Raw genomic sequence first — 15,494 nt, forward strand, 5'->3', positions numbered from 1 at the left:
TTAGAGGATAATTTTAATAAGGTAGTTGAAATGCTATTGACTAAAAAGATGTTCTTTATAAAAAAGAGGGGGATACACGTGAAAAAGACATTATATTTAATGAGACATGGTCAAACATTGTTTAATTTACGAAAAAAAGTACAAGGCTGGTGTGATTCACCGCTAACAGAATTGGGGATTAAGCAAGCAGAGGCTGCTGCAGCTTATTTTAAAGAGCAAAATATTGTCTTCGATCAAGCTTATTGCTCCACCTCAGAAAGAGCAAGTGACACATTAGAGATTATTACAGATTTACCATATACAAGATTAAAAGGGTTAAAGGAATGGAATTTTGGGACATTTGAAGGAGAAAGTGAAGATTTAAATCCGCCTTTGCCTTACAATGATTTCTTTGTACAGTACGGAGGAGAAGACCAGAAGGAAGTACAGCAAAGAATGGCTGAGACATGTCAAAAAATAATGGAAGAAGATAATGAAGTAGTGTTGGCAGTATCCCATGGGGGAGTATGCCGAAACTTTATGAGAGTTTGGGAACATACAAGCACGATCAATCAGCTACAGAAAATTGGAAATTGCTGCATCATGAAGTTTGAATATGAAAACAAAGAATTTAAACTAGTGGGAATTATCAACCAGAACGTTAGTGATGTAAAAGGTGAATTACCAGTTGTTTCTTAAATTCATGTGAAGACACCCTGTAGTTGGGTGTCTTTTTTGTTTTGAAAAAATTATTGCGTATGGTGGTAGTATCATTAGGAACCATCCACAGCTCTATATGACTTATTTATCAGTGAACTGCAAAAAACAGAAAAAGAGATATAAGAACTCCTGTGATGTCAGGGGTTGTATTTATATTTCAAGGTTACTATAAAGGAATGCCCTCATACTGTCTACATTACACAAGCTGCCTTAAAGGGAACTATGGGAACAGAAATATTAGCTTGAAAGAAAAAATAATATATTATCAGTAATATCAGGTCATGGTAGGTTCATATTTGTGTGAACTTTAGGTAAATACTCACCTTAGTATAAGTTTTAATAAATACCCATTATATGTTAAAGTCGAATTATAAATTAGAGTAGGAGGAGGTTCAAATGGACATATATCTTATCAGTACATAGTGTCACCGCCCCTCCCTGACGATATGTCAAAAATTAAATTCCTGTTCAAGGAATACAATGAACCATTTAAAAGAAAACCAACCAGCCTTGAATTTGTCATTACTGTAGCTGAGTAATTATTAAAATTTCATTTTAGTTAGCTCTTTATTAATGATGAAGTGACTGATTTTCTTTATATTAAAAAGGATTTTAAAGAATTACTAACATGTCAGAGGCAAGGAGGATGTGTTATGAGACATATTTTAGGTGGGTATTATATTATTTCCTCATCAGAACGGCCTGAATATTTAGATAAAGAAGTTATTCCAGAGCTAATATACTCAGCGAGTGAATGTCTATGTGATATTCATCCTGATATAAATATCTTATGGGCTAGTTCTAAAAAGAGCAAAAAAGAATATAGTGAAAAACTGCGAATATCTGAAAATACTTACTATCATTTAGAAGCAGAGGTTGAAGAAATGTTTGAATTAGGTGAAATTACTTATCCAAATCTATTTACAACTGTGGCTGTTGCTAGAAAATATAAACAGAAATATTTGAGTAATTTACAGAATACCAAAATTTTTGGTATTGGTTTGCCAGAAGGATTGGTACATGAGTTTATTGCAGAAGAAGAATCTGAAACTAAACCGGAAGAAAACCAATATGTACTAGAAAAGAAGCTTTTAAATAAGAATTTGATGTCAAAAGCAGATTGTAAGATGTTGGGCTATGAAATCCTTGGATTCGAAAGTGGGAAATTTCACTCCTATTTGTGCAACGGACTGGAAAAGGATTTTAAAGAGAACTTTAGATTTACTTTAAATGAAAATGGCTTTATCAGCTCTTTAGAAGAAGCAATCAGCTATTGTCATTATTGTAATGATGAGGAAGTAGAAACCGAACCAGTTTTGTGGCTGCCTTGGGCAATATATGAATATAGATAACTACCACTTATAGAAAAATTGCTGAATCTATGAGGACCTTTTTAAATCAAGGTAGACATGTAATGTTGTTAATAAGCAAATAATGAATCCCCGAAATATTTGAAAAAACTTCTTGATAAAGTATGTTCATAAGTTGTTAAGATGACTGTGCAATAAGGAACCTTAGAATAATATTTAAAGGTTCCTTCTAACTTTATATGGGGAACAGGAGTTAATGTTTATGGGCCCAATACATAGGCGCTTTTTCACCTAATGTCCCGCTTACTGCGCCGCCTTCTTTCCGCCAGTATTCAAGCCCGCCGATCAATTCTTTAACTTTAAATCCTAATTTGGACAGTTTAGCACATGCTCTTGTTGCACCATTGCAAGCTGGTCCCCAACAATAAACTACGATTAGTTTATCTTTAGGTAGTGTACCAACAGTACGATCAGATATTTTATTTCCTGGAAAAGAAATAGCCTCCGTAATATGACATTCTTCATAAGCCAATTCATCTCTAACATCAATAACAGTCAGGCCTTGGTATCCCTTTTTCAAATCAATTAATAAATCAGCAACATCTGCCTCAAAGGATAGTTTTTTCATAAAATGAGCATAGGCTGCTTCTGGTTCACTTGGCTGAATGTCCAATGTTAATGAATATCTAGGTTCTTTTTTCAAAATAATTCCTCCTTAGTTGATTTCTTCTTCAGTATAAATGGAAAAAGTATTCGCTGATCTGATAGTTATTGATTTATACTATCAATAATACTGATAGTTAGGGTGTGAGAAGATGGAGCTGTTATACTTCAAAACATTTATTCAAGTTGTGAAAAGCGGCAATTATACACGCGCTGCGTATGTATTGGACTATGCACAATCAAGTGTTACAACCCATATTCAAAAGCTGGAGGCACTTTATGGGGGAACGCGCTTATTAGAAAGACATGGGAAATTAATGAAATTAACTCCATCAGGTGAGCTTCTTTATAGCTATGCAGAGAAAATGCTCGCATTATTTGATGAATCACAGCAAAGATTACAAAACCAAGAAGTAAAAACGATAAGAATTGGGTCGATTGAATCGTTAGCAATTTATGAACTGCCCGCAATATTATCCGAATTTAAAAAGCAGTATCCTGATGTAAAAGTGCAAATCATTCCTGATACAGAAGCAGTAATAATTGAAAAAATTTATAATAAAGAACTAGATTTTGGACTAATAATTGATAAACCATTTGTGTCAGAAAGAATCAACAGTCTCTCTATTGAAAAACAAAAAATGAAAGTCGTATTACCTCATGATCATATTTATACAGGAAAGTCATTATTTACGTTGGAAGACTTTAAGGATGAAACAGTTATTCTAACAGAAGAAGGCTGTACATACAGAGCTTATATATTGAATCAGTTACAAAAAAATCATATTGAATTTACCTTATCTATGGAGCTAAGCAGCATTGAAACAATCAAAAAAGCGGTTCAGAATAAATGGGGAATCGGCTTCTTGCCTGAGTTTAGTATGGAAGACCATGATCAAGTTACCGGGATTCCTTTTCAGGATGAAAATTTCCATTTTTACAGCCAATTACTTTATCGGAAAAGCAGCTCTGACATTCCTGTCTATCAATACTTCATAAATCTCTTTGCAAAAAAGTCTAGGTTTCCTCAATAAAGTTTTTTTGAAACTTCCATGATTTAATAACCGTATTACTAGCACCTAATCATGGAGGATGTTTTTTTATTATAGGTAATGTTACAGTCGGCTGGGGAATAATGTTATGTTAACTGCAAATTATGCTGCATTATCTTACACTTCTAAAATATTCCTGTTATCTTGATGCTTTAAGGATGTTTGGCCTCATTTTATATAGCGCAGTTCAAAAACTTAAATAAGAAATATTAACAATAACTTGTTGAAATGGATTAGGAGGGAGTATATGAAATTATTAAGTGCTGTTATATCGCTTTGCTGCAGTTTTTGGATGATTATTTATTTATACGGATTGAAAGAAGTGAGTTCTGCAAAATATAATTCTATTTTTCAAATACTGCCATTAGTGTTAATTGCGATAGCCATTTACTGTTTCTATGCCTATGGAAGGGAAAAGGAGAAGTGAATCTATATGAAGGTTGGTATAGGTGGTCCGAAGATTTACATTAAGACTATTTTCTTGAGAATAAAGAACATACTTTCTTTAGGAGAAAGGAAACTTACATGAGTAAACACTGCTGTGAAATGATGACAGGGCAAATTAATTATAAAGGTGAATTTCATACAAACGAATCAGATTGTCCAGACATTTTAGTAAGTTATCATGAAAAATTTGATGAATATGGCTTAATTATCCATGATGGAGGAAGTTCGAGTATACAAATATTTTTCTGTCCGTGGTGCGGTACAAAATTACCAGAATCAAAAAGTGACTTATGGTTTGATACATTAGCACAATTAGGGTTTGACGATCCAGTGGAGCAAAATATTCCAAAGGAATTTCATACAAATAAGTGGTATACAAAAGGTAAATGAGAGATTTTATGTTTACGGAGTATAGAGACTTATCGAATAAACGGAATAGTTCTGCAAATTGATTCACATAATTAACATCTTTTGGTAATATGAAGTAGAGATGTAAAGAAAGGGGAATCTATACTGCACATGTGGACTTTGTAATGATTATCTAATTGATAGAGTAGTAACGAAAGTTTATAAGTCTGTCTGTAATCATTTTCGGGATTCATGGTGTGGACAATAGAAACTCCCGTTTTCAAAGCAGATACTTTTCTAATCTGCTTTTATTTATGAGTAAAAAACATCGCTATTGTCACATTCATAAATACCCTAATGGGGGGTTTTTTTAATGACAAATCAATTTGAAAAGGAAGAAATATTAACAGGCGGTAATATTTCCAATGTCTATCGTGCAGGAGATACTGTTCGCCGTGAACTAAAAAAAGAAAGCAGCAAAATTCATAAATTATTAAACCATTTAGAAAATAAAGGGTTTGAATATGCTCCAAAGTTATTAGGCATAGACGACAAAGGTCGAGAGGTTTTAACATTTATTGAAGGAGAAGCGGGAAAATATCCTTTGAAAGAGTATATGTGGTCTAATAGTGTTTTAGCAGAGATAGCAAAAATGCTTCGTCAATATCATGATGCTGTCAGTGATTTTCCGATAACAGATGAATGGGTTCCTATGGTTAATACTCCAGATAAGATGGAGGTTATCTGTCATAATGATTTTGCTATATACAACATCATTTTTCATGACAAAAAGCCAGTTGGGATAATTGATTTTGATGTCGCTGCACCTGGTCCGAGACTTTGGGACATAGCGTATACTCTATACACATGCGTTCCTTTAAGTCGACTTTATCACAACGAAAATGGAGAAGAAATCTATTATAATTCTATAAAAGATGCCGAACGTATTAAAAATAGAGTGAACGTGTTTTTTGAAGCTTACGGGATCGAGGGGCTGAAAGAGAATTATTTAGAGATGGTTTTGCTAAGGTTGGCTGGGTTATGTAAATATATGATAAAAAAAGCAAATGAAGGTGATGTTGCTTTTCAAAATATGCTGAAACAAGGACATCTCGAACATTATCAAAAAGACATTATATTTATTCATGAACATGGAAACGAGTGGAATTAGGAAGGTTATCGTAGCGTCAGTTTTTGACGCTATTTTTTTAGATAATCTGAATATTATTAAAAGAGACAGACAGGGGGAATTCAAATGACATTGCAAATTACGAGAGAGGTAAATAAAAAAGATAAACAATACATTGAAGAAGCACTGTACAAGTATAACCTAAGTCATTTTCCTAAAGATTTAGGAGGCAGATTCGAAGAAATATGTCTGTTTCTGAAGGACGATAAAGGAACAGTCCGTGGCGGAATCCTGAGTGAAGTATGCTGGAATTGGTTAGAAATCCATACATTTATGATAGATGAAGACATGAGAAAATCTGGTTATGGTACGAAATTATTAGCAGAGGTTGAGAAAATAGCAGTGGAAAAAGATTGTGATTTCATAAAGGTAGATACTTTAAGCTTTCAAGCATTAGGCTTCTATGAAAAGAATGGTTACCAAGTATACGGTACTTTAGATAATGTGGGGAGAGAACATAAGCATTACTATTTGAAAAAGGAATTAAAGGAAGGGAAACAATGAGTCAATCAGTGAATGTTAAGATGTGGACTGTTTGCATGATTCGGAAAGAAGAAGGTTTAGAGGTTTAGGGTATGGAATTAATTTCTTTATTTGTTACACTCTGCAAGTAACTTATGGGTGATTATATCAATGGTGTAAATTATATTCTATATCTTAAGGGGGCAATCAAAATGAATACTAATTTTGGTAAATACGCAGTACCAGCCACGCTTCAAAGATTAGTTGAATTAGAGAAATTACTTAGTGATCCTGAACAATTTTATCTTGGTCTTCATTTTTACCTTTCTCTAGAAAACGATATTAGATATTTCAATACCCCAAGTGATGTAGTTGTTTTTGGAAATATTGGTGTAGATGGTGTTCATTATGGATTCCTTACTGATTATGGTCTTGTTATGAATCTTGAGAAGGCACCTATAGTTTGTGTCTGTCCCGTTGACTTTGACAGGCCAGTCCGTATTATTGCCCAAAGCCTCAGTGAATTTTTAAGATTAAATGTTTCGAATAGTGAACTGTTTTATAATGAATTTAATAGTGAAGGTGCTTATTTAGCAGCTAGAGAACAATGGGAAGAAGAGGAAGCTCACTCATTTTACCACCAAACAAAAAATGAGACGTTAACTCAGGAAAGGGTCGAAAATTATTTAATGAATAATTTTCAATTACCTTTTATTGAGAATCCGTTTCGATATATTCAAGAGGTTGAATCGGAGCGAAAAAGAAATGTAAGTATTGCTACACAGGATGGATTAGGCATTATTACTCCACTACTTCCATGTGAAAATCATAAACCATTTGAGATTAATAAGGAAAAAGATTTGGATTTGAACTTGTTGCGGGAATATCTTAATTCTGCACCAGTTGCCTCACGACTTGCAGTGTTTAGGGACATACAGTTTAATTATGTTTTGCAAGATTACCCAGAACTAGCTCAAATAGTAATAGAGACAATGGTCAATTTAGGTCTTATTGATGAAGTCAATCGATTATCCGAAAGTATCTAATTGAAGCCGTCTAAAAAGAACCGTTTTTTTATTTATGAGCAAGTCTTCTATTTTTAATAGGAATGTCAGAAATCAAAAACTACAACGAACGGAACAGCGAAAAAGGATACTAAAAAGAAAATTTTTTATTGAAGGATACTAAAGCAGAGTGCTATTTACAATTATTATATTTATCTAGAAATTCTTCGTACATTTATGCTGAAATATACCATTTATAAATGGGGAGTTCTGATGCCTGCAAACAACCTTTCGTTTTCTTGTATAGCTTTCAATATAGCCTTACTTATACTTGCCTTTACACCTGTCACATATATAAATGTTTTGTTTCTTTTAAGTCCGATGTTTGCTTTTTGTGGAGTCTTACTTGGAATAGGAGCGATCGTATTAAAAGAATCCTTTCTCAAATCAGTTCTTGCTATTGTATTAAGCATGGCTTATGTGCCGTTTTTCTTCGAACTTTTTAAATGGTGAAACTTCTTGCGACTGTATCTGTCAGCAAGGAAGAATGACTAAAGTACAGTGGGAAAACACATGAATGGATTGCTTATTATATTTCTTCATACGAATCAACAAAGGAAAGATGTTATGAGCTGATAAATGAATATATGACAGATTAAAAAAGGGCTAGAGAAAAGGGGATGTCCTTTTCTCTAGCGTTGTTTATTGTGAATTTATTCCTTTTGTAATTGCTGTTAATTTCGTATTAATGGAGAAAATTTTAGTGTTAATATTAGTAATACCAAAGCTATCTAACCTTTTAGAATGCATCTCTAAGTAACTTTGAGCTGTTTCTTTTGTTTGAAAGCAATAGATACCACCAGCTTCACGAGATTCCTCGTTCTCTGTCCAAATCTTCCACAGGAAACCTTCTTCTTTATTAATGCTTTCTGCCAGTTCTGAAAAAGCTTCCGCCATTTCATCACCAAAGGGACCATTCATGTTAAAATCTATTTGTAAAATATATGCCATTTTATTCTCCTTAAGTTAATATGCTGATAGATAATAAGCTTCGCCTAGTATTTCCTTTTCTTCGTAACTATCTGAGGAAAGTTCTTTTTTTATAAAAGAGTGAATGTCTGTTTGTTTAATGCTATACATGATTTCCAGTTCTTTTGAGAATAACAGCTGTTCCTTCTTTAGTAGTTCTGAAAGAGAAGGCAGAGTCTTTGGTTGGAGTTTATCCTGATTGAGCGCTTGCTTTAGTCCGTTTATATAATATTCTAATGGACGCGCACCAACAACTTTTACACCTTTATTATCTTTATTAACAATGATAATAGATGGAAATCCTCTCACTCCTAAACTAGCCGCTAAATGAAAATCTTCGTTGAGAAGATTTTTTCCAATCTCCTGTTGAGCGTCTTTCAATATAGATTTTCCATCAAGATTTAATTTATTTACTATATCTAGGAGCACAACAGGATCTCCAATATTTTGATTAAAAGCAAAAACTGCTTCTCTCGCACGGCGCAAAAACTCGGTTGCTAAAGAATCATCTCTTTGCTGAATAACTTTAAACACTATCGATGGAGGGAAAGAAGACTGTATCGGGTTATTTAGCCAAAGTGAGCCATCTATTGGCATGCGGCTATGTTCACCAACTTCGCGCCAATGATCTGCAACGTCAGCTGGTTTAGAAATACCATTTGCACTGTCACTAAAATCTTCCCATTTTTCTAACAATCCGCCCATTATCGTATGGAAATTAAAGTAGTGACCATATTGAGAGACAAAACGGCGAAGTACTGGTTCCAGTGCCCAGCAATGAGAACAAATTGGATCTGTTACATAGTATAAATTAAGGGATATATCAGACTTGTTAAAATCGATTACTTCCATTGCTTCCTCTTCAACTGCCCCACAAATTCCTGTTTCCAAATCACAAGCCATTGGGTTTTTACTCATATTTACATTTCACTCCTATCATTCTAATGATTATTTAGCAAGCCAAGAAGCTGGCTTAAAGTTGATTTACGATATTATGTTAGTACATAATGAAAAACAACAATACCAATAAAAATGAATTATTATCGTATATACGACATATTCAGCTATTTGTCTAAAAAGGAGAAACAATGATGAAAGAAACAAAAAAGGATTTACGGTATGTTCGTACCCGTAAATCAATTATGGATGCGTTTATCGAAATCTCGGGGAAGAAGGATTTTAAGGATATTACCATAAAGGATATTACGACAGAGGCTATGATAAACAGAGCAACATTTTATTATCATTTTGTTGATAAATATGAATTGCTGGAAAAGGTACTGTCCGAGGTGTTCTTAATAAATTTAAATGATGAATTAATAAAAAGATATATACTGAATGAAGAAGTTATTATAAATATATTTACAGCAATAACTAATTTTCATAGTACTTTACATAATCGCTGTCATCGCGGCTATGAAGATACCATTGCACGGATTATTAAAGAACAGCTTGAAATTATCTTTTATAAAATGCTGCAAAAGCAAGGTCGAGCAGAAACTAGCACAAAAGTTTCCTCTGTTTTGTTAAGCTGGGGAATATATGGAGCTGCAATGGAGTGGAGCAAGAATAGGGAATTACAACCAGAAGAATATATTAAGTTTGCAATTCCTTATTTTGAGAATGGCTTTTATAGTAGTGATACCGATAAAAATAATTAAGATACATTCATTCCAAATCCTGTAGAAAAGGTGATAACAGTGTTACCGCAATAGCGATTATAAAAATATCAATCATGAGATAAAATGTATATTAATTGTATAGATGTGTATTTTTGTATACTTTTTCATCATTTAGTGGTTTTTAAATATGTTGTTGTTATATCATAATATAAGTTAGATAAATATATTTTAGAGGAGGATAAACAAATAAATACTTATTTAAGTACAAATATTAAACATGGTAAGGTTTTTAGATTTGGGAAAAACTTTATCCTTAAAAAGGTTTGGTCACAGTTATGAGTAGCATCGTCGCTATTATAGTTATAGTTGCCTCAATTATTGTGGTGTCTAATTATGTGAAAAAGTTAAAATTCACTAAATATCAATCAAGTAGTGTTAAGCTATATTTTGCACGTGCTGGTGTAGGGATTATACCCGTTATTGTATTGTCAACCATGCTTTATATTCTTTTGAATTTTATTTAAAGCGAATAAGTTTATATCAGTTTTATACTGTTTAGGGATTGCCATCTGTTTCTAATGAATACCTCTAGACTATTAACTTCATATAACTTAAAAAGACTGCTCCTATAGTGGGCAGTCTTTTTAAGTTGGTAAATAATAGTTTAGCTGCAGGTATAAAAAAGTCAATTTTCTGTCAAATTACAAGATACATAGATGTATCAATATGGTAAAATTGTTGGTAATTGGAGATTGTTTATCACCCCTTGAATACAGGAGGAAAATGTATGAATGAAAAAGCAAAAAATAAAATCCACATGCAAAAAAAGGTTCAAGGAATATACAGAGAGATAAAAAAACAGAAAGAAATAGAACAAGATGACAATATTATCGGAAAAATTATTGTAAACCTTTGTGTAGTAATCATTCTGTTCTTTTTTATAATGAGTACATTATTTGATCTGGGGGTTCAGTTACCAGAGTTTTTTGGGGTATAAAATGTATGCGGAAATTTTTTAGTTAACTTTAAAGTTTAGGAGAGGTAATATTGCTAACAAATTTGTATTTTGTACGCCACGCTCACTCTATTTATTCTTCTGATTAATCAGGGAGGCCTTTATCACAAAAGGGGCTGGCCGACGTAAAAAAAGTAACAGATCTCCTGAATAAAGAAAATGTACATGTGGTTATTTCTAGTCCTTATAAGCGGGCAATTCAAACTGTCAAGGAAGTTGGCCTAAAGAGTAGCAGAGAGATAATTATTGATAACAGCTTTAAGGAACGAATGCTTTCAAAAAATGCTGTAGAGGACTTTCAAACGGCGATTTCGAAATTATGGGAAGAGCCATCTTTTTCTTGGGAAGGCGGAGAATCGAATTTAATTGCACAAAAACGTGGAGTCTATGCAACGTTAAATACCTTGGAAAGATTTAAAGGTAAAAATATTGTAGTAGGATCACACGGTAATCTGATTGCTTTAATAATGAATTATTTCGATAAACAATACGATTTAAATTTCTGGAGAGGTTTGGATATGCCGGATATTTATAAATTAAGCTTTGATAAAACAGTATTGAAAGAGGTTGTTAAAATCTGGCATAGGTAAGAGATGTTCACTGGGACTTTGAAGGTATAGTTGAAAAAGATACAGTTATTTTTATTACAAAATGCAACCAATTATCTTTAACAGACAGCAGTATGGATTAGCCATTATAAAAGAAGATAAAATCACGATATAGGAGAAAATATGGATATACAAAAAGTAATAAAGCTATTGCTGCACAATAACATTCTTCATGAAGCACCACTTGATTATCACAGGTTAAATGGTGGAACGGTAAGTGAGTTGTATGTTCTAAACCTTGATAATAGTAAAGTGGTAGTGAAGAAAAATCAGCCAAAGATAGTGGAAGCAGAGGCAAAGTTTTTGCAATGCTACAAGGATAATTCGTTACTACCTAAGCTTTTATTTGTTGAACAAACAAATGGATATTTTGTTTATTCCTTCATTGAAGGCACTGTGAATGACAAGAGAGTAAATAAAAAAGATATGCTACAAAAGCTTGTACAAGGTCTTTTAAATACATATACCCCTGTAGCAACTGAAAGTGGGTGGGGTTGGGCTGATGAGCCATCGGTATCTTGGGAAGATTTTATTACCGCGGAAATGAAGGAAGCGAATGACATTTTACAGCACTATTTAGACAACTATGTTTATCAGTACATATTGAATGTTGCTACTAAAAGAAGCGGTGAAAGAAAACAATATTTATTGCATGGCGACTGCGGTGTGCACAATTTTATCTTTCATGACAGGCAATTAGCAGGTGTTATTGATCCAACCCCAGTAATTGGCGAACCTCTTTATGACTTAATATACGCCTTTTGTTCGAGCCCAGATGATTTGACGAAAGAAACGTTCAACAGTGCAGTAGGATTGCTAGCAAGCAAACATAATCTGAACGAAGCTTCCCTTTATGAAGAAGTACTTATTGGATTATATCTTCGTCTTGCAACATGCATAAAGCATCACCCAAGCGCTTTAGAGGACTATTTGACTGCATGGAATTACTGGGTCAGGATAGTTGAAGAAATGAATAGGAAATAAAAAAGCACAGAGAGCAATTATTGCCTTTGTGCTTTTACTCTTTTAGTTGTTATCCGAATTATGGTTGTGTAAATATTCCTTCACCCATTTGCACCAATTTAAATACATTTCTGCATAACGAATACCATATTCTGAAGTTATTACAGAGCCTAAATTTGTGTTTGGAGATTTTTCAGAGAAGTTTTCCTGCCATTCTTTTGTCATGCTCAGCACTCTTTCCTCTCTTGTAATAACTTCGTCTAATAACTGAATAATTTCTGCTTTTGACATAATATCAAATGCTGCTGCCTTAATTAGAAATTCATCCTTTATTTTGGCAGGCTTTAATGGGCTATGGAGTATCCAATCCAATAATTCTTTTTTTCCCGTATCCGTAATCGTATATATTTTCTTATTAGGTGAAGAATTTTGGATAATAAGTTCATGCTGCAGCAACTCTTCGTTTTCTAATTTATGAAGCTCTGTATAAATTTGACTATGGGTAGAGTTCCAAAAATACACTACCTGCTCTTTGAAAATATTCACAACCTCATAACCGCTAACAGGTTTTTTTGCAATTATTCCTAATAAAGCATACCGTAAACTCAATGTATCCCACTCTTTTCCATTCTTATAATGTTATCAAATTATACCATAACTCCTTGTCTAAGTTGAATAAAGGCATATATTATTATATTATTAACATATGTCATTTTAGACATATGACTATTTAGGTTAGGAGTGAAGATGTATACAAGTGAATAAAATTACTAAAGGATTCTAAATCCGAAGTTAGTAATTGCTGTTTTAAGTTATAAGGCTAACGGAAATATTAACTACTAAAGAAAAAACTAGAAAGGGCAAATAATTGCCGCAATTCATCCATGTTTAGGCAATTAAGGTATTAGACATATGAAAAAAATATTTAACAAAAAAGTTCTTCTTTCTTTACTAATCGTTATTTTATTAGCTGTTTCAGCATTTTTTGTCTGGACACAGATCACTTATGAAGCAATTGATGATCCAGCAATTAAGATGGACAATAAATATTCTAAGGATGGTGATTGGCTAATTTATGGAGATAAGGACAGTACAACAGGTATCATCCTTTATCCTGGAGCAAAAGTGGAACCTGAAGCTTACGGTTACTTAGCACAAGAGCTTGCTAAAAATAATATGCTGGTAGCTATTCCAAATGTAACATTGAATTTGCCTATTTTCGATTATAGTAAAGCTGATGAGCTGATCAGTGAATATAAAGGTGTGGAAAATTGGATTTTAGGCGGACATTCAATGGGCGGAGCGGCAGCAGCGATGTATGCCGATAAGAATATTGATAAAGTTCAAGGGCTAGTATTATTAGGTTCTTACGCAGCTGAAAATGAAACGCTGTTTAGTTCCAGCCTGCCAGTGCTATCCATTAGTGGTTCAGAAGATGGCTTAAGTACACAAGCAAAAATTAAAGAAAATAAACCACATCTGCCTGACACTGCTGATTATGTTGAAATCGCAGGTGGAAACCATGCTCAATTTGGTGTTTATGGTGAGCAGTCTGGCGATAATGAAGCCAAAATCAGTGTGAAGGAACAACAAGATAGTATCGTAGACAATATAGAAAATTGGGCAGAAGAGCATAATTGGACTAAATAATTCGAGTAAGGAGTAATGTATGGACAGTTTGTTATTTTTGCTATTTACGATTATATACTTAGTTATCCTTATTATAATCCTTAAAATATTAAAAAAATCTTCTATTTTAAGCCTGTTTTTCCTATTACCAGTCGTAATCGGCCTTTTATACGATAATGGTGTTATTACAATAGGGAAATTTCTTGGAGAAGGAACGCTAGCAGAGAACTTAAATCTCCTGCGCTTTCTTCTTCATGCACTATTCACACCTTTTCTGGTCTTTTATGCTTGGGCTGCGATAAAGAAAACAAACAGCCGTTTTGGTCAGAGTGTTAGTTTTCAAATAGCGCCTTTTATCGTAACGCCATTATTAATACTAATAGAACTTTATACAGAAGTGGTTGGCCTGAGAATCGTTCCTAAGTGGGAGTATGGTGTTCTTTCATACAGTTCAGAGCACAGCGGCGGGCCGCCTATTATGGTTATCCTTGTTTCTATTATTCTTTTGATTGCTGCTATTATCGTGCTAATTAAACAAAAATGGATTTGGTTTTTTGTCGGAGCTTTTTTAATGATTGTTATGAGTGCCGTACGAATACCAATAAACAGTAATGCTGTTACTAATCTTTTTGAAGTCGTTTTAGTAGTATCATTGTTAGTAACAAGTTTATTCCAAGCAAGAAATCCAGTAAAGTAATAGAAGTTTATTACCCCTCTTTTATAAAGAGGGGTTTTGGGCTGTTTCAAAAGATTTAATGAAACCATTTTCATACGTTTCCGTATATATAGGTAATACTTATTCGGGGGTTTTAATATGATAAAAGTAATTCCTTGGCAATATAAAGCGCTTTCTTCTTTTGATACGATTGTAAATATGCAAGATGGCAACGGAAATGTAATAGGTACTATTAGATTAGAAACAGAGGGGACAACTAAAAAATTAGCAAAAAGAAGTATTCTTGGCCAAAAAGAGGTTTTTGTCAGACAAAACCATATCACAATTCAAAATGCTTCGGAGACAATAAAAATAAAAGCGACATGCGATACAAGCATGTCATCAGCAGCTAATCGTGTATTAAATAGAGAAGTGGTTTATAAAAAGGCTGGAAGCAGCCAAACCATTACACTCACATATCACAATGAAACCGTAAAATATTTCTACGAATTTCCCTTTAATGATGAGATTTATCAACTATTTTTTGATGATGATGGCTTAACATTTGAGATTTTAAAGGACAAATCGTTTGTGGCAAAATATCAGCATCACAGTGAGGATAAGCATAGCTTTGAAGTAGAGTCAGCATATGAAGAGGATTGTTGGTTATGGCTTACTTTGTTCATACATTTACATTATAACTTTAATAGAAATAGAGGTATTGTATTTAGAGGATTATCCTAATTATGTGTAACTTGTTTATTATATTATAAAGCTGGTTCTTTATGAAAAGAGTCCG

General features: G+C 33.3%; 19 protein-coding genes and 1 pseudogene. 15 read left to right on the forward strand and 5 right to left on the reverse strand.

Annotated elements, in window-relative coordinates; all coding sequences use genetic code 11:
- Positions 1-78: 78 nt before the first annotated feature.
- Both MKX82_RS23745 and MKX82_RS23750 read left to right on the forward strand, forming a co-directional pair.
- A complete protein-coding gene (locus MKX82_RS23745; protein WP_341080604.1) occupies positions 79-678 on the forward strand; it encodes a histidine phosphatase family protein in 600 nt (199 codons plus the stop codon).
- 674 nt (positions 679-1,352) lie between these two features.
- Complete coding sequence (locus MKX82_RS23750) at positions 1,353-2,051, forward strand: hypothetical protein (protein ID WP_237942470.1); 699 nt, start codon at positions 1,353-1,355, stop codon at positions 2,049-2,051.
- 211 nt (positions 2,052-2,262) lie between these two features.
- Here MKX82_RS23750 and MKX82_RS23755 read toward each other — a convergent pair whose 3' ends face one another.
- Entirely contained in the window at positions 2,263-2,712 is a 450-nt protein-coding gene (locus MKX82_RS23755) for a rhodanese-like domain-containing protein (protein WP_237942471.1), read from the reverse strand.
- A gap of 112 nt (positions 2,713-2,824) precedes the next feature.
- Here MKX82_RS23755 and MKX82_RS23760 point away from each other — a divergent pair, with 112 nt between their 5' ends.
- From MKX82_RS23760 to MKX82_RS23785, 6 genes are all read left to right on the forward strand, one after another.
- A complete protein-coding gene (locus tag MKX82_RS23760) occupies positions 2,825-3,706 on the forward strand; it encodes a LysR family transcriptional regulator (RefSeq protein WP_237942473.1) in 882 nt (293 codons plus the stop codon).
- A gap of 265 nt (positions 3,707-3,971) precedes the next feature.
- Positions 3,972-4,151, forward strand: a complete 180-nt coding sequence (locus MKX82_RS23765; protein WP_233315462.1) for a hypothetical protein — start codon at positions 3,972-3,974, stop codon at positions 4,149-4,151.
- A gap of 98 nt (positions 4,152-4,249) precedes the next feature.
- The gene (locus MKX82_RS23770) at positions 4,250-4,561 is read left to right on the forward strand and encodes a DUF6980 family protein (protein WP_248574489.1); all 312 of its coding nucleotides are present in this window, start codon (positions 4,250-4,252) and stop codon (positions 4,559-4,561) included.
- 331 nt (positions 4,562-4,892) lie between these two features.
- On the forward strand, positions 4,893-5,690 hold the full coding sequence (locus tag MKX82_RS23775; protein WP_341080612.1) for a phosphotransferase enzyme family protein: 798 nt from the start codon (positions 4,893-4,895) through the stop codon (positions 5,688-5,690).
- An 84-nt stretch (positions 5,691-5,774) separates the two neighbouring features.
- Positions 5,775-6,212, forward strand: coding sequence for a GNAT family N-acetyltransferase (locus MKX82_RS23780; RefSeq protein WP_233315459.1), 438 nt, complete (start codon positions 5,775-5,777; stop codon positions 6,210-6,212).
- A 170-nt stretch (positions 6,213-6,382) separates the two neighbouring features.
- Entirely contained in the window at positions 6,383-7,216 is an 834-nt protein-coding gene (locus tag MKX82_RS23785; protein ID WP_341080614.1) for a hypothetical protein, read from the forward strand.
- 212 nt (positions 7,217-7,428) lie between these two features.
- Here MKX82_RS23785 and MKX82_RS23790 read toward each other — a convergent pair whose 3' ends face one another.
- The 3 genes from MKX82_RS23790 to MKX82_RS23800 all read right to left on the reverse strand — a co-directional run bounded on the left by MKX82_RS23790 (position 7,429) and on the right by MKX82_RS23800 (position 9,121).
- Positions 7,429-7,647, reverse strand: coding sequence for a hypothetical protein (locus MKX82_RS23790; protein ID WP_341080616.1), 219 nt, complete (start codon positions 7,645-7,647; stop codon positions 7,429-7,431).
- Positions 7,648-7,876: 229 nt separating this feature from the next.
- Positions 7,877-8,185 (reverse strand): monooxygenase, encoded by a 309-nt coding sequence (locus MKX82_RS23795; RefSeq protein WP_233315457.1) that lies wholly within the window; start codon positions 8,183-8,185, stop codon positions 7,877-7,879.
- A 15-nt stretch (positions 8,186-8,200) separates the two neighbouring features.
- A complete protein-coding gene (locus tag MKX82_RS23800) occupies positions 8,201-9,121 on the reverse strand; it encodes a DsbA family protein (protein WP_341080619.1) in 921 nt (306 codons plus the stop codon).
- Between the two features lie 173 nt (positions 9,122-9,294).
- Here MKX82_RS23800 and MKX82_RS23805 point away from each other — a divergent pair, with 173 nt between their 5' ends.
- The 4 genes and pseudogenes from MKX82_RS23805 to MKX82_RS23820 all read left to right on the forward strand — a co-directional run bounded on the left by MKX82_RS23805 (position 9,295) and on the right by MKX82_RS23820 (position 12,432).
- Positions 9,295-9,864 carry a TetR/AcrR family transcriptional regulator gene (locus MKX82_RS23805; protein ID WP_341081624.1) on the forward strand — a complete coding sequence of 190 codons (570 nt, stop codon included), beginning with the start codon at positions 9,295-9,297 and terminating at the stop codon, positions 9,862-9,864.
- Positions 9,865-10,612: 748 nt separating this feature from the next.
- Complete coding sequence (locus MKX82_RS23810; RefSeq protein WP_341080622.1) at positions 10,613-10,822, forward strand: hypothetical protein; 210 nt, start codon at positions 10,613-10,615, stop codon at positions 10,820-10,822.
- A 128-nt stretch (positions 10,823-10,950) separates the two neighbouring features.
- Positions 10,951-11,430, forward strand: a pseudogene (locus MKX82_RS23815) (histidine phosphatase family protein); the annotation flags it as partial.
- A 141-nt stretch (positions 11,431-11,571) separates the two neighbouring features.
- On the forward strand, positions 11,572-12,432 hold the full coding sequence (locus MKX82_RS23820; protein WP_237942488.1) for a phosphotransferase: 861 nt from the start codon (positions 11,572-11,574) through the stop codon (positions 12,430-12,432).
- 42 nt (positions 12,433-12,474) lie between these two features.
- Here MKX82_RS23820 and MKX82_RS23825 read toward each other — a convergent pair whose 3' ends face one another.
- Entirely contained in the window at positions 12,475-13,020 is a 546-nt protein-coding gene (locus MKX82_RS23825; RefSeq protein ID WP_237942490.1) for a PadR family transcriptional regulator, read from the reverse strand.
- 303 nt (positions 13,021-13,323) lie between these two features.
- Here MKX82_RS23825 and MKX82_RS23830 point away from each other — a divergent pair, with 303 nt between their 5' ends.
- The 3 genes from MKX82_RS23830 (at position 13,324) to MKX82_RS23840 (ending at position 15,439) form a co-directional block, all read left to right on the forward strand.
- Positions 13,324-14,061 carry an alpha/beta fold hydrolase gene (locus MKX82_RS23830; RefSeq protein WP_341080625.1) on the forward strand — a complete coding sequence of 246 codons (738 nt, stop codon included), beginning with the start codon at positions 13,324-13,326 and terminating at the stop codon, positions 14,059-14,061.
- Between the two features lie 19 nt (positions 14,062-14,080).
- Positions 14,081-14,737, forward strand: coding sequence for a hypothetical protein (locus MKX82_RS23835; protein ID WP_341080627.1), 657 nt, complete (start codon positions 14,081-14,083; stop codon positions 14,735-14,737).
- Between the two features lie 117 nt (positions 14,738-14,854).
- On the forward strand, positions 14,855-15,439 hold the full coding sequence (locus MKX82_RS23840) for a hypothetical protein (protein WP_233315446.1): 585 nt from the start codon (positions 14,855-14,857) through the stop codon (positions 15,437-15,439).
- Positions 15,440-15,494 lie beyond the last annotated feature (55 nt).

The organism is Niallia sp. FSL R7-0271 (assembly GCF_038005785.1).
Lineage (GTDB): Bacteria > Bacillota > Bacilli > Bacillales > Cytobacillaceae > Niallia.

Excerpts from the sequence above, each read along its gene's own strand:
- MKX82_RS23805 (WP_341081624.1), top strand. The coding sequence starts at position 9,295 with ATGAAAGAAACAAAAAAGGATTTACGGTATGTTCGTACCCGTAAATCA.
- MKX82_RS23795 (WP_233315457.1), bottom strand. The coding sequence starts at position 8,185 with ATGGCATATATTTTACAAATAGATTTTAACATGAATGGTCCCTTTGGT.
- MKX82_RS23790 (WP_341080616.1), bottom strand. The coding sequence starts at position 7,647 with ATGCTTAATACAATAGCAAGAACTGATTTGAGAAAGGATTCTTTTAAT.
- MKX82_RS23775 (WP_341080612.1), top strand. The coding sequence starts at position 4,893 with ATGACAAATCAATTTGAAAAGGAAGAAATATTAACAGGCGGTAATATT.
- MKX82_RS23760 (WP_237942473.1), top strand. The coding sequence starts at position 2,825 with ATGGAGCTGTTATACTTCAAAACATTTATTCAAGTTGTGAAAAGCGGC.
- MKX82_RS23750 (WP_237942470.1), top strand. The coding sequence starts at position 1,353 with ATGAGACATATTTTAGGTGGGTATTATATTATTTCCTCATCAGAACGG.
- MKX82_RS23840 (WP_233315446.1), top strand. The coding sequence starts at position 14,855 with ATGATAAAAGTAATTCCTTGGCAATATAAAGCGCTTTCTTCTTTTGAT.
- MKX82_RS23820 (WP_237942488.1), top strand. The coding sequence starts at position 11,572 with ATGGATATACAAAAAGTAATAAAGCTATTGCTGCACAATAACATTCTT.
- MKX82_RS23810 (WP_341080622.1), top strand. The coding sequence starts at position 10,613 with ATGAATGAAAAAGCAAAAAATAAAATCCACATGCAAAAAAAGGTTCAA.
- MKX82_RS23835 (WP_341080627.1), top strand. The coding sequence starts at position 14,081 with ATGGACAGTTTGTTATTTTTGCTATTTACGATTATATACTTAGTTATC.
- MKX82_RS23770 (WP_248574489.1), top strand. The coding sequence starts at position 4,250 with ATGAGTAAACACTGCTGTGAAATGATGACAGGGCAAATTAATTATAAA.
- MKX82_RS23780 (WP_233315459.1), top strand. The coding sequence starts at position 5,775 with ATGACATTGCAAATTACGAGAGAGGTAAATAAAAAAGATAAACAATAC.
- MKX82_RS23785 (WP_341080614.1), top strand. The coding sequence starts at position 6,383 with ATGAATACTAATTTTGGTAAATACGCAGTACCAGCCACGCTTCAAAGA.
- MKX82_RS23800 (WP_341080619.1), bottom strand. The coding sequence starts at position 9,121 with ATGAGTAAAAACCCAATGGCTTGTGATTTGGAAACAGGAATTTGTGGG.
- MKX82_RS23830 (WP_341080625.1), top strand. The coding sequence starts at position 13,324 with ATGAAAAAAATATTTAACAAAAAAGTTCTTCTTTCTTTACTAATCGTT.
- MKX82_RS23765 (WP_233315462.1), top strand. The coding sequence starts at position 3,972 with ATGAAATTATTAAGTGCTGTTATATCGCTTTGCTGCAGTTTTTGGATG.